Source organism: Duncaniella muricolitica (assembly GCF_910574735.1).
Lineage (GTDB): Bacteria > Bacteroidota > Bacteroidia > Bacteroidales > Muribaculaceae > Duncaniella > Duncaniella muricolitica.
In genome coordinates, this window is sequence record NZ_CAJTCF010000035.1 from 27,591 (window position 1) to 41,400 (window position 13,810).

The 13,810-nt window shown below is 45.0% G+C and carries 13 protein-coding genes; all 13 read left to right on the forward strand.

Annotation, left to right across the window (positions count from 1 at the left end; translation table 11 throughout):
* Nucleotides 1-612 (forward strand): acyltransferase family protein, encoded by a 612-nt coding sequence (locus QGT73_RS09135; RefSeq protein ID WP_280122273.1) that lies wholly within the window; start codon nt 1-3, stop codon nt 610-612.
* 393 nt (nt 613-1,005) lie between these two features.
* Nucleotides 1,006-1,989 carry a glycosyltransferase family 2 protein gene (locus QGT73_RS09140; RefSeq protein ID WP_280122274.1) on the forward strand — a complete coding sequence of 328 codons (984 nt, stop codon included), beginning with the start codon at nt 1,006-1,008 and terminating at the stop codon, nt 1,987-1,989.
* 5 nt (nt 1,990-1,994) lie between these two features.
* Complete coding sequence (locus QGT73_RS09145) at nt 1,995-2,960, forward strand: glycosyltransferase family 2 protein (RefSeq protein ID WP_280122275.1); 966 nt, start codon at nt 1,995-1,997, stop codon at nt 2,958-2,960.
* A gap of 317 nt (nt 2,961-3,277) precedes the next feature.
* The gene (locus QGT73_RS09150) at nt 3,278-4,276 is read left to right on the forward strand and encodes a hypothetical protein (protein ID WP_280122276.1); all 999 of its coding nucleotides are present in this window, start codon (nt 3,278-3,280) and stop codon (nt 4,274-4,276) included.
* The gene (locus tag QGT73_RS09155) at nt 4,273-5,499 is read left to right on the forward strand and encodes a glycosyltransferase family 4 protein (protein ID WP_280122277.1); all 1,227 of its coding nucleotides are present in this window, start codon (nt 4,273-4,275) and stop codon (nt 5,497-5,499) included. Before QGT73_RS09150 ends, QGT73_RS09155 begins: the two co-directional genes overlap by 4 nt.
* The gene (locus QGT73_RS09160; protein ID WP_280122278.1) at nt 5,486-6,565 is read left to right on the forward strand and encodes a hypothetical protein; all 1,080 of its coding nucleotides are present in this window, start codon (nt 5,486-5,488) and stop codon (nt 6,563-6,565) included. The genes QGT73_RS09155 and QGT73_RS09160 overlap by 14 nt, the downstream gene beginning before the upstream one ends.
* A gap of 10 nt (nt 6,566-6,575) precedes the next feature.
* Nucleotides 6,576-7,661, forward strand: coding sequence for a glycosyltransferase family 4 protein (locus QGT73_RS09165; RefSeq protein ID WP_280122279.1), 1,086 nt, complete (start codon nt 6,576-6,578; stop codon nt 7,659-7,661).
* A gap of 14 nt (nt 7,662-7,675) precedes the next feature.
* Nucleotides 7,676-8,758, forward strand: coding sequence for a DUF1972 domain-containing protein (locus tag QGT73_RS09170; protein ID WP_280122280.1), 1,083 nt, complete (start codon nt 7,676-7,678; stop codon nt 8,756-8,758).
* Between the two features lie 99 nt (nt 8,759-8,857).
* A complete protein-coding gene (rfbA, locus tag QGT73_RS09175; protein ID WP_280122281.1) occupies nt 8,858-9,760 on the forward strand; it encodes a glucose-1-phosphate thymidylyltransferase RfbA in 903 nt (300 codons plus the stop codon).
* A gap of 3 nt (nt 9,761-9,763) precedes the next feature.
* Nucleotides 9,764-10,339 carry a dTDP-4-dehydrorhamnose 3,5-epimerase gene (gene rfbC / locus QGT73_RS09180; protein ID WP_280122282.1) on the forward strand — a complete coding sequence of 192 codons (576 nt, stop codon included), beginning with the start codon at nt 9,764-9,766 and terminating at the stop codon, nt 10,337-10,339.
* Nucleotides 10,336-11,208 (forward strand): dTDP-4-dehydrorhamnose reductase, encoded by an 873-nt coding sequence (rfbD, locus tag QGT73_RS09185; RefSeq protein WP_280122283.1) that lies wholly within the window; start codon nt 10,336-10,338, stop codon nt 11,206-11,208. Before rfbC ends, rfbD begins: the two co-directional genes overlap by 4 nt.
* Nucleotides 11,198-12,331, forward strand: a complete 1,134-nt coding sequence (locus tag QGT73_RS09190) for a dTDP-glucose 4,6-dehydratase (RefSeq protein ID WP_280122284.1) — start codon at nt 11,198-11,200, stop codon at nt 12,329-12,331. The genes rfbD and QGT73_RS09190 overlap by 11 nt, the downstream gene beginning before the upstream one ends.
* 555 nt (nt 12,332-12,886) lie before the next feature.
* Complete coding sequence (locus QGT73_RS09195; RefSeq protein ID WP_280122285.1) at nt 12,887-13,789, forward strand: IS982 family transposase; 903 nt, start codon at nt 12,887-12,889, stop codon at nt 13,787-13,789.
* The last annotated feature ends 21 nt before the right edge of the window (nt 13,790-13,810 follow it).

Genomic DNA, 13,810 nt, shown 5'->3' on the forward strand with positions numbered 1-13,810 from the left:
ATGAAGCCAAGTATTCTGCAACAACGTAACGATTACACTGGAATTGATATTTTTAAATTTCTGATGGCATTTGCTGTAATTGCGATACACTGCCGTCTTGATAACATTATGGGAGATAGAGATTGGCCCCATCCTATTGGATTTATTATTGGAATGGCTGTCCCATTCTTCTTTATCACATCTGGCTTCTTGATTGCTCAAAAAATAGATAATCCGAAAATCACTGATATTAAAAAACGGCTACTTATAAGAAAACGCTCATATACAATTTTCAGAATATTTCTATACTGGTTAATCATATATTTACCTATAGCAATATATTCTTATATTAGCGATGGAACTGTGGTGTGTAAAGCTATTGCCGGATACATATATAAAGTTGCAACTGGTGGACACTCAATTTGGGCATGGCAACTTTGGTTCATATATTCCATGGCTTGGGTTACTTTAATATATAGCATCACATTACTATCCACCCGTACTACAACACTTTTGATGTTGTCATTCACAGTCATTTCATTAGTCAACATTGGATTTCAAACATATGGATTATCAATGTTTAAATGGTCATATATCCTCACTCACAACACATTAGGGGGGGGATATACATGACAGCCGGAGCAATTTTATATAAAATAAGGCATATGTATCATCATATATCCACAGCAGTAATCTTCTTGATTACAAGTATATTCCTTTACATATTTGAGTTGCCATTCTATGATATTATTGGTGGTTGCGCATTTTTTATTCTCGCGTTAAATATTTCCGTACCATCAAATCCATTATTCTTGACATTACGCAGATTAAGTATGTGGATTTATTATTTACACATGATTGTGGTGTTCGGCATACTGCAATTGATGCCTACATACAAGATGACACTTTTGCAAATATTTATCGCAGCCTCACTAATGACATTATTGCTTTCCATTCTTATAGACTATTCCCAACGTAAAATTTATGGTCTAAGATTTTTAGAAGTCTTAATCAGATGAATATAATATGTTTCTATCCATTATAATACCTGTATACAACGGAACTAAGACAATCAAACGATGTCTTGACAGCATTTGGAGTCAAGGTCTGCCAGAAAATGATTATGAAGTGATATGTGTTGATGATTGCTCTTCAGATGGCTCTTATGAATATATACAGAAACTATCACAATTATATCCTCAATTAAAACTTCTCAAGAATAGCTTTAATATTAGAGCCGGGGGGGCTAGAAATCATGGGGTTAGGTGTAGCTCTGGGGAATACATACTCTTTATTGACTCAGATGATTATTTTCATCCTCAGTCATTAAACAAAGCTTTTTGGTATCAAAAAAAAAATTTGCTTGACATTCTCATGTGTGACTTTGCGAGACATAAAGAGAATGCCCCAAACAATCGACTTGTACATCAGTTTCCATCAACCGAAGTTATGACGGGACGTCAGTTTCTTATTACAAACTCGCTTCCGTATGCTCCATGGAAATATATTTTCAGACGTAGTTTAATGATTGAAAACAACGTGTATTTCACTGAGTGTGTCAGTTGTGAGGATGTCGATTGGTCTCATAAAATTGCTTTGTTCGCTAATAAAATGCAATACAAACCGATATTGCTTACCCATTATATACTCTCCGAAACAAGTCAGACCGGTAGTGAATATAAAAATCCTGAAACCGTATTTTTTAGGTTGATGGCCGGCAAACGAGTGGCAGAACTTATCACATTATGCCATACCAATGAGGAACGTACCCGCATTAAAGCCGTCGCACAAGAGACATTATTTTATGGTGTGATATTTTTATGCGCCTTAATGACAAACCCGAAGGATAAATCTCGAATTTTATCAGAATGTATAGACAGCAAAATAAAATGGCGAAAAGAGTTACTTTTAGTAAAAAAATATCCATTAATATATGGGATATTCTCTACACTGATATCCCCACTTTTCAGATTGGTACTTTTTGTAAAACGTAGTTCTTTGGGTAGATGAAAAACATGGATTTAACAGTGGCCATCTGCATGTACAATGCAGAGAAATATGTAAAAGAGACTTTGCAGTGTCTTCTTGACCAAACCAAACAAGATTTCAAATTACTTATCGTAAATGACTGTTCAACTGACAACTCAGTCGAAATAGTCAAAACCTTTTTTAATGAACACCCGCGACAGTATGAAATTGTAAATCTTAAAGTTAATGGCGGACTTTGTGCTGGACGAAGATTCGTTGAAGTCTATGCAAAAACAAAATATTTGCTGTTTGTTGATGCCGATGACCGCCCCCTACCTGAATTTGTTGAAAAATTATATGATAAGATTACATCAGATTCTCAATTAATGGCTGTAGGATGTTATCTTGAATATATAAATATATATGGAGAAAGCGTACCAGGGGGTATATTCCTCGGCGAAAAAGATAAAAATAGTTTCTATGAAAAAGCCAAAAGAGAAAAACTGATATTTATGGCGTCCACCTCAATATACAACCGAGAGTTAGCGTTGTCTGTCGGTGGACATAATACTATAGGATTTCCTGACGGTAAACCTCGATATCAGGATCTATGTGAAGACCTTGATTTGTGGACAAGAATGAGTGATCTATATACACAAGGATATGCTATCATTGTTGTCCCTGAGATTCTTTACCAATATAGAAAGGGAGAGGGAATGTCTACCAGTTCATTTGGCATGATTCTACGTATGCGTCATATCAAAACCAATCTAAAACGTCGCAGAAGAGGCCAAAAAGAATTATCATTCGTAGAATTTCGTGAACAACTTGGCGAATCGGAACTAAAAAAATTAGAGCGCGAAGCTGTATCTGCCGATATGCTTAGAAAAGGCTATTATGATATTCGTAATGGCCGACTTTTATCTGGAATACGTACAATTATAGGTTCAGCATTAATGAATCCATCATACTTCGTCAGCAAGTTCAAACACAATTTCTTAAAATTCAAATGAACAACTATACTGCCGACTTCCAGTCTAAATTTTTCATACTTCTGAATAGTAAAATTGACTATGTTGTACTTCGTAACTTTGAAGGGTTACCTGAACGTAACGATAGTCGAGATATAGACATAGCCTTAAAACGCAGCGATTACTTCGACATCAAACAAAGCTTGTTGGAATTGGTTGAAAACGAAAAATGGCACATTATTACATACCTTAACTCTGACCGTCTTGTTACGTGGGTGCTCGGAAAAATTGATAATGCAACAACAGAACTCATCCAACTTGATTTCTTTTTTAATACGTCTGTATTTGGAATAGAGTTAATGTCTTCTGAAGAACTGATTAACAACCGAGAGTCTAATGGCAAAATATTCTATCCTGACATATCCATACAGTTTCTCGACAAATATCTCTATGACCGGGCTGTAGGTGCTGAGTATCCTGAGAAATATCATTCGACACGCTCTTCCGCCGAAAATTCTCCGGCTGTACGAGCCAAACTAAAAGCCTTATTCGGCATCGACAATACTGATCAATGTGACAGTACATCCGGACGAAAATTGCTGTTTCGTGCTTTTCGATACAATCTCCGCCACAGACCGTTTGGACTTATGGCCGACATGGGACGATTCATCCGAACATTTACAGGCAATTACATTTTGTCTCGCACCGGTTTTTCAGTCGGCTTTACCGGCCCTGACGGTTCGGGCAAGACCACTGTAATCGACCGCACAATCCAACGCCTTGGTGCTGTTTTTGCCACCGCCCATGCCTACTATCATTTCCGTCCGGCACTGTTTGGTAATCTTGGCGAAGTAGCACACTCCGCAGGTATCAAAAAAGATGTCGACCGCAATTACTGTGACCCACATCGTGGAGGACGCACAGGCTTATTTTCATCGCTTATGCGACTTGCCTACTACTCGACCGACTATATTGCCGGATATTTTGTCAAAGTAAAGACCAAAACACGCATCACACGCCTGGTGATATTCGATCGCTATTTTACCGATATCATATGTGACAGCCGTCGCTCTCGTATCTATCTTCCCATGCGTTTTCTGAACCTGTGGCGAAAACTGTTCATTCCTTCGCTTGACTATAATATCCTGCTCACAGCCTCAAGTGAGACAATACTCTCGCGAAAACGTGAACTTGACGAATCCGGCATACGCGATATTAACAACCGAATTGACTATCTCGCCGATCAAAAAGGCTATCTCAAGGTGCTCAACGAGTCGACTCCCGACGATGCTGTGACCACCATACTCAATCACATATTCAACGAACAGCATAAAAAGAATCTCAGACGTCTGAAATGAACCGTTTAAAGATTTTCGTCTCGGCATATGCCTGTGAACCCGGATTGGGGAGTGAAATCGGTGTCGGGTGGCATTGGGTACTTGAGATGTCGAAGTATTTCGAACTGTGGGTACTTACACGCGAAAGCAACCGCCACTCCATAGAGCCGTGGATTAGGGAACATCCGGAGTATTCCGGCATACATTTTCTTTACTACGACCTTCCGAAATGGGCCCGATTCTGGAAACGAGGCTTGCGCGGGGTGCGCACCTACTACAATATATGGCAAAAGATGACCGACCGTATAGTCCGCGAGACCATGCAGGCCAACGGCATCAATGTTTTCCACCATCTCACCTATGGCAATGCTCTGTGGCCAGTCAGCGCGTATGGTTCGCGACAAAAGTTTATATGGGGGCCTATCGGTGGACTTGAAACTATTCCTGAAGACTATTCACGCCACTACTCGCGAAAATCACGGCTCATCGAACGTTTGCGCAGATTGTCTGTCGGCATATCGGTCAGAAGCAGAGCTCTTAAAAACCGTGCTCTACGGGCTGATCTAATACTGTGTAAGACCGAACTTACCAAAAATCTGCTTCCTGCGGATGCCAGGCTCAATGCTGTCAGTTTTACGGATGTCGCTCCAGACACAGCTATTGCCGTTGAGTCTCCTTCCATCGCTCACTCCGGGCTGTGCTGCATAGCAGTAGGACGTCTTGACGCCTGGCGCGGATTTGACATAGCAATTCTTGCCGTGGCCAAAGCACTAAAGACCTGTCCCGACATACGTCTTGCCATCGTTGGCAAAGGGGTAGACCGTCCACGGCTCGAAGAGTTAGCTTCAAAACTCGGTATATCGGAGCATGTGACATTTTTTGGTGCGGTTCCGGCTGAAATATACCGTCAACTCATGAACGATACCGACATCGTACTCAATCCGTCACTCAAAGAGGGTGCTGTAACGGTGTCTTTTGACGCTATGGCTATGGGTAAACCGCTCATAGCTCTTGACACCACAGGTTATACACGCTATTTCCACCCCGACTTCTCGGTGGTGATACCGCGCGAAGACAGAGACACAACCATCAATGCGTTTGCCGATGCTATAATACGTCTCTCCGACCCCGCGCTCCGCTCTCGGATGGGATTGCAGGCCAAAGAAGCTGCAAAAGAAATCACATGGCAGCATCATGGCGAAGAGATACGCGACATAATACTCCGACACATTGATTTCAATTGATTCCATAATCACACCCGGCGACTCCCGGGCTTATCTCATCACCAATGCCGACGGCAAGAGCTGGCTACTGCCGGCAGCCGGGTTATCAATCGGTCTGGAACTCTACCAGCCCAGCGGCATAAAAGGAAAATTGCTGAAACAGCTCTTACCCCTACTCCATCGTATGCCCGGCATCACGACGGCTATCCACGCCTCATCCATGCGGGTCGCACTTCGTCCTGATATTGTCGAAGCCGCAGAGAAAGTATTCGGAATCAAAGACATCGAGTTCTCGATTTTCGGAGGCACGCCGTCGGTCCATCAGAAGATTACAATCCAGTTTTCCCACGGACGCAGGGTACTTGGCTATTGCAAGCTATCAGATTCGGATGACATACGTCGACTGTTTGTCCACGAGCGCGATTTGCTCGCACGACTCTCGGCCGCAGGTGTCGACGGCATACCTCGCTGTCTATTGTGCGAAACACTCTCTGACGGCATGCACATCTTCATACAATCAACAGTCAAGACTCCAAAATCTTATTCGCCACACCACTGGACTCCACTGCACGAATCTTTTCTCCATCAGTTATCATTACTGACGTGCGTCGGGCTGCAGTTTGAGTCGACCGACCTTCACACATCTCTTTCAGCTCTCAAAGACAATATGTATCGGCTTCCGACAAGAGCCAGAGAGATTATAGCCACACGGCTTGACAAAATAATCAGAGAAAAAGCGTCTGTCAAGGTTGAATACTCGGCTTATCATGCCGACTTCACGCCCTGGAACATGACTATTGAAGACAATCGCCTGTTTGTCTTCGATTGGGAATACGGCCGGCTATCTTACCCACCCATGCTTGACCGCTATCACTTTTTCATCCAACAGGCCCTGCATGTCACAAACCTTAAGCCTGATAAAATTTATCGGCTGATGTGTAGCATGCCATGGTATACCACAGAAGATTACACCATCTATCTGCTCGACATCATCTCTCGCTTCACTCTCAGAGAGAACGGAGAACTATCACAGTCATTTCTATCAATGCTCGAAGTTTGGACCGACTTGCTTGAGCGCGTCCGATAAAAATACGGAAATGTCAAAACGCATAGCCTGCTTCCATCTTTTCAACGATTTCAGCGGCAGCCCCAAAGTGTTGCACGATATTCTTTCAGGCCTTTTGGATAAAGGCTATGAAATCGACCTGATTACCACCCGCGGAGGTGTTCTCGACAATCTCGACAGCCCCCGTCTGCACCGCCGCTACTATCGTTACAGTTTCTCGCCCAATCCGATAGTGACAATGCTGCGTTACTCTCTGGCTCAGCTTATGACGTTTCTCATGGCTCTGCGATATGCATTCCGAAAAGATACGCTATTCTACATCAACACCATCCTGCCGCTCGGCCCTGCGATAGCCGGCCGCATCACAGGCAAAAGGGTCATATATCACTATCACGAAAACGCGTTTGTCAAGGGAGCGTTTTACAGGACTCTTGCCAAAGCCATGCAACGCATTGCCCACAGAATAATATGCGTGTCATCCTATCAAGGCTCATATCTGTCCCGTAAAAATGATGTAGATGTAATACCTAATGCTCTGTCTCATGAGTTTATATCCCGCCTATGTCCCGATCCGACCCGTTCGTTCGATAGGCACACTGTGTTGATGCTCTCATCGCTCAAGACATATAAAGGCACACACATTTTCATTCGATTGGCGTCCTTGATGCCGCAGTTCAGATTTGTATTGGTTATCAACGACACATCCGAGGCCATCACAGCATGGATTGAATCGAAAAACATCAAAATTCCCGATAATATAACCATACATCCGCGCTCGTCGGATGTCGCACGATTTTACAACCAAGCCTCGCTGGTGGTCAATCTCTCCAATCCCGACCTATTTATCGAGACATTCGGTCTGACAGCTCTTGAAGCCATGTCGTGCGCACTACCTGTAATAGTTCCGGTCAAAGGTGGTATAGCCGAAATGATTACAGACAATGTAAACGGTTTTAAAATAGACTGTAAAGACACACATCTGCTCAGTAAAACTATCAGTGCATTACTCTCCGACCGAGAGAACTATGAACGAATTGCCAACAATGCGCTGACCTATTCATGCTCGTATAGCCGAGACGCTATGATCGGGCGAATATGTAACGTCCTGGAAAAATAATATCACTGTATTTAATGAAACTAATCAAGGTCGCGATTGTCGGGACCCAGGGTGTCCCTGCCAATTATGGAGGATTTGAGTCGCTTGTCGAAAACATAATTGGTGAAAACTGCCCCAAAGATGTGCATTATACCGTATTTTGCAGTTCATCCGATATGCCTTCGACTCCAACCGAGCACAAAGGGGCGACACTGAAATACGTCAGGATGCACGCCAACGGTGCCCACTCCATCCCCTACGATATCATATCCATGTGCCGCGCCATAAGCGGCTATGACGTGATACTGATACTGGGAGTCTCGGGATGTTTCTTCCTGCCATTGCTCAGGCTGATGAGTCGCAGCAAAATTATAGTCAATATCGACGGACTCGAACATAAGCGGGCCAAATGGGGACGCACAGCACGGTGGGTGCTGCGTAATTCAGAAGCTATGGCTGTAAGATATGCCGACATCATTGTCGCTGACAACAAAGGCATACAGGATTACGTCACCGATACCTATGGACGACAGTCAGAACTCATAGCCTATGGAGGAGATCATGTGCATCGCAATCTGCCACACTCCATGATGAAAAATATCCTTAAAGAGTATAATCTCAAGAAGGATAAATATGCAATAACGGTATGTCGCATCGAACCTGAAAACAACAGTCATATCATACTCAAAGCCTTCGCCGATACCGACTATCCGCTGGTATTCATCGGCAACTGGCATCACAGCGAATGGTCACGACAGTTGAAAGCCCGATATGACAACAGCCCCAATATAACCCTTCTCGATGCCATATATGACCTCGACATCCTATACACGTTACGCTCCAATGCCGGCATATACATCCATGGTCACAGTGCCGGCGGCACCAATCCATCACTGGTCGAGGCCATGCACTTCGGCATGCCCGTCATAGCATGTGACGTAGTCTATAATCGCGAGACTACCGAAGGCAAAGCATATTATTTCAAAAATTCTTCCGAACTCAAGGCTCTTCTCTCACGTAACGACCTCGACGGCAGCGAGATGAAAGAAATCGCCAACCGCCGTTATACATGGCGACATATCTCCGAGCAATACTGCCGCTTGTTCCGACAGACATGAAGCAAAATTGTCCATCAAAGAGCCATATCCATATTTGGAAAAATTTCATTTTATAATTAACTTTGCACCATTAAAATAAATCAATATCATAACCTTAATATGAAAGGCATAGTTCTTGCCGGTGGATCCGGTACACGGCTTTATCCTATCACGAAGGGAGTGTCAAAACAACTGCTCCCCGTTTTTGACAAACCGATGGTATATTACCCCATCTCCACGCTTATGCTTGCCGGCATCAGAGATATACTGATTATCTCGACTCCACAGGACCTTCCGGGATTCAAGCGTCTGCTTGGCGATGGTTCTGACTACGGCGTGAGATTTACTTATGCCGAACAGCCGTCACCCGACGGACTGGCTCAGGCATTTATCATCGGTAAAGAGTTTATTGGAGACGACACCGTATGTCTCGTGCTCGGCGACAATATATTTCACGGAGCCGGCTTCTCAGCCACTCTAAGCGAGGCTGTGCGTAAGGCTGACGAGGGCAAAGCCACGGTGTTTGGCTACTGGGTCGACGACCCGGAACGATATGGTGTGGCCGAGTTTGACCACGAGGGCAACTGTCTCTCAATTGAAGAAAAGCCCGAGCACCCCAAGTCAAACTATGCTGTGGTCGGACTCTATTTCTATCCCAACAAGGTTGTCGATGTGGCCGCACATATCAAACCCTCGGCACGCGGCGAGCTTGAAATCACCACTGTCAATCAGGAATTTCTCCACGCCGGCGAGCTGAAAGTGCAGACTCTGCAACGCGGTTTTGCATGGCTCGACACCGGCACACACGACTCTCTGGCCGAAGCATCGATATATGTGGAGGTACTTGAGAAACGCCAGGGCCTCAAAATTGCCTGTCTGGAAGGCATCGCCTACCGTCAGGGATGGATTTCACGCGAAAAAATGATTGATCTCGCCAAACCTATGCTCAAAAATCAATATGGCAAGTATCTAATGAAAGTCATCGATGAACTTGACCGCACCAACAACGCCAATCTTGACTGACACATGGAAGTAATCAAAACCGACATCGAAGGGGTTGTCATCATCGAGCCCCGCATTTTCAAGGATTCACGCGGCTACTTTTTCGAGAGCTATTCCAAGAAGGAATTTGACGAGAAAGTGCGCCCTGTCAATTTCGTGCAGGACAACGAATCTTGCTCCACTCGCGGCGTGATGCGCGGTCTGCACTTTCAACGTCCGCCTTTCACCCAGTCCAAACTCGTGCGTTGTGTCAAGGGAGCCGTTCTTGACGTAGCTGTCGACATACGTAAAGGCTCGCCGACATTCGGCCGATATGTAGCAGTAGAGCTGACCGAAGACAATCACCGTCAGTTTTTCGTGCCTCGCGGATTCGCCCACGGATTTGCCGTGCTCTCCGACATCGCAGTGTTTCAGTACAAATGTGACAACTATTACCATCCCGAAGCCGATGGAGGCATCTCTATCCAGGATACATCACTCGGCATCGACTGGCACCTCGACCCCTCTCAAGCCATATTGTCTGACAAAGACCTGAGACATCCTCTTCTGAAAGACTTCGACACCCCCTTTGACTATAACATAGATCTCTACGCTGAATGAACATACTTGTAACAGGAGCCAACGGACAGCTCGGCACCGCGCTGCGCAATAGCTCGGCCAACTCTGTAGACAAATACATATTCACCGATGTGACCGAACTCGACATCACCGACGCCGAAGCCGTAAAAAAAGCCGTAACGGACAACGGCATTGATGTGATAGTCAACTGCGCCGCCTACACCAACGTTGACAAAGCCGAGGACGATGCCCAATTCGCCGAACTTCTCAACGCCACGGCTGTACGCAATCTCGCCGAAGCCGTCAAGCTCAACGACGGCACACTCATACACGTATCAACCGACTATGTGTTTGGCAAAGAACCCTACAACGTACCATGCCGCGAAGACCAGACAGGCACCCCGACCGGTGTCTATGGCCTTACCAAACTCCACGGCGAGCAGGAAATTAAAAAATCAGGCGTAAAAGCCTTGATATTCCGCACGGCATGGCTCTACAGTGAGTATGGCCGAAACTTCGTCAAAACCATGCTCAATCTCACCTCGACCAAGCCGGAACTGAAAGTCGTCTTTGATCAGACCGGCACACCGACCTATGCCCAGGATCTTGCCGACGCTATTTTCCACATCATCGAGAACAGAATGATAAACGGCAACGAAGGCATATACCATTACTCCAACGAAGGAGTATGCTCATGGTTTGACTTTACTAAAATTATAGCCGAACTGGCCGGCAACACACAATGTGACATACAGCCCTGCCACTCGTCAGAATTTCCCTCCAAGGTAGTGCGCCCCTCCTACTCGGTGCTCGACAAGACCAAATTCAAAGAAACATTCGGTATCAAAGTTCCCTATTGGACCGACTCCCTCAAAAAATGCATAAAAAATCTGAAAGAAAATGAAGCGTAACATACTTATCACAGGCGGAGCCGGATTTATCGGCAACCACGTAGTACGACTCTTCGTCAACAAATATCCCGAATACAACATCATCAACCTTGACAAACTCACCTATGCCGGCAACCTTGCCAATCTCAAGGACATCGAGGACAAACCCAACTATACATTCGTAAAAGCCGACATAGCCGACCTTGACGAAATGCGTCGCATCATCACCGGCCACAAGATTGACGGCATCATACATCTCGCTGCCGAAAGCCATGTCGACCGTTCCATCAAAGACCCCTTCACATTCGCACGCACCAACGTAATGGGCACACTGGCACTTCTCCAGGCCGCCAAAGAATACTGGGAGTCATGCCCCGAAAAATATGAGGGCAAACTCTTCTATCACATCTCGACCGATGAGGTATACGGGGCACTCGAACTGACCAACCCCGAAGGCATACCCGCCCCCTTCACCACCAAGGCATCGGCCGGCGAACACGAAGCCTACGGCTCGGAATTTTTCCTTGAGACAACCAAATACAACCCCCACTCCCCCTATTCGGCCTCCAAGGCTTCGTCCGACCACTTCGTGCGCTCCTATCACGACACATACGGCATGCCGACACTCGTGACCAATTGCTCCAACAACTACGGCCCCTATCAGTTTCCCGAAAAGCTGATACCACTCTTCATCAACAACATCCGCCACGGCAAACCGCTCCCTGTCTACGGTAAAGGCGAAAACGTGCGCGACTGGCTCTATGTCGAAGACCACGCCCGCGCCATCGACCTGATATTCCACAAGGGCAAAATAGCCGACACATACAACATAGGCGGCTTCAACGAATGGAAAAACATCGACCTCATCAAAGTCATCATCAAGACCGTCGACCGTCTTCTCGGCAATCCCGAAGGCCAGTCAGAACACCTCATCACCTACGTAACTGACCGTCTCGGCCACGACATGCGCTACGCCATCGACTCACGCAAACTCCAGGCCGAACTCGGCTGGGAACCCTCTCTCCAATTTGAGGAAGGCATCGAAAAGACAGTCCGCTGGTATCTCGATCACCAGGACTGGATGGACAACATAACCTCTGGAGCATACGAAAAATACTACGAAGAAATGTATCAGAACCGTTAAACACTCCCCTATCTCATATCGGCCGCTGCGTCTCAATCACAACCACGATTGAAACGCAGCGGCTTTTTATATCTTCTGAAGTGCCCCCAAAAGTTGGAGCGGTTAAACATTATCCAGTCCAACCTTTGGGGGCACTTCATCTTGCTTCATTATTTCATGCTATTGTGTAGCAACTTTGTAATCCGTTTAAAATCAAGCAATCACCCCTTCACTGCTTTTCTACTACAGATTCTACGGTAAATCCCCGCATTTTCAAGCAATTGACATCAATCTCAGCCTTTTAGCGGTTTATGTCATGAGATTTCTTCAAACATACGTCGACGGGCCATCATACAGGTTCCAATTATGCCAGCTTTTTCATGGAGTCGCGAACAGACTATTTTGGAGTCTTTGTTTACCAAATTTAACGTGAGTTCGATATAAGAGTTCAGTTATCCAATAATAAAACAATCAGCCATTTAGCATAAAACTAAATGACTGATTTTCTTGGTATTCTCGCGAAAAATTCGTAAATTTATAGTGTCCAATTATAACATTTACAAATATTTTACCGCTATGATTACCGAGAACAAAATTACTGAAATTTTCTGTCTTGCCGATGACTTCTGCAAGTATTTTTCTCCCGAGCTCAAAAAACATCAGATCAGCGATGGCAAAGTACATCGCAATAAGCCTGGAAGGCTTTCAGATGCAGAGGTCATAACGATACTGATTCTATTCCACTGCAAGGGCTTCAGATGTCTCAAGCATTTCTACACTCAATATGTCTGCAGACATCTTACTCATCTGTTTCCCAAAACTGTATCATACAATAGATTTGTTGAGTTGCAGAAATCCATACTGTTGCCTCTGACCGTATTCATCAAAGAGGTGTTGCTGGGGACTTGTACCGGCATTGCGTATGTTGACTCAACACCATTGAGAGTCTGCAAGCATCAGCGTATACTTATACACAAGACATTCAAANGTATAGCTGAAAGGGGCAAGTGTTCGATGGGATGGTTCTTCGGGTTCAAGCTGCATCTGATCATAAATGATAAGGGGGAAATCCTGAACTTTATGTTCACTCCAGGCAATGTGGATGACCGTGAGCCTCTTTACTCGGAATCGTTCATTGAGAATGTCAAAGGCAAACTCTGTGGTGATAAAGGATATATCGGCAAGCGACTGTTTGATTTCCTGTTCATGAACGGGATCCAGCTCGTTACCAAGGTTAAAAACAACATGAAGAACTCGCTGATGTCAGTAGCAGACAAAATTATGCTTCGCAAAAGAGCTCTTGTTGAATCTGTTAACGATGAACTTAAAAATATCGCTCAGATAGAACACTCAAGGCATCGGTCTTTCGCTAATTTTATCACCAATGCCTTGAGTGCTATCGCTGCTTACTGCTTTTTCCCAAAGAAACCGTCTATCTCTTTGGAGTTTGTGACAGATAACCAGCTAACTTTGTTCTGATTGCTTATATCGAACTCACGT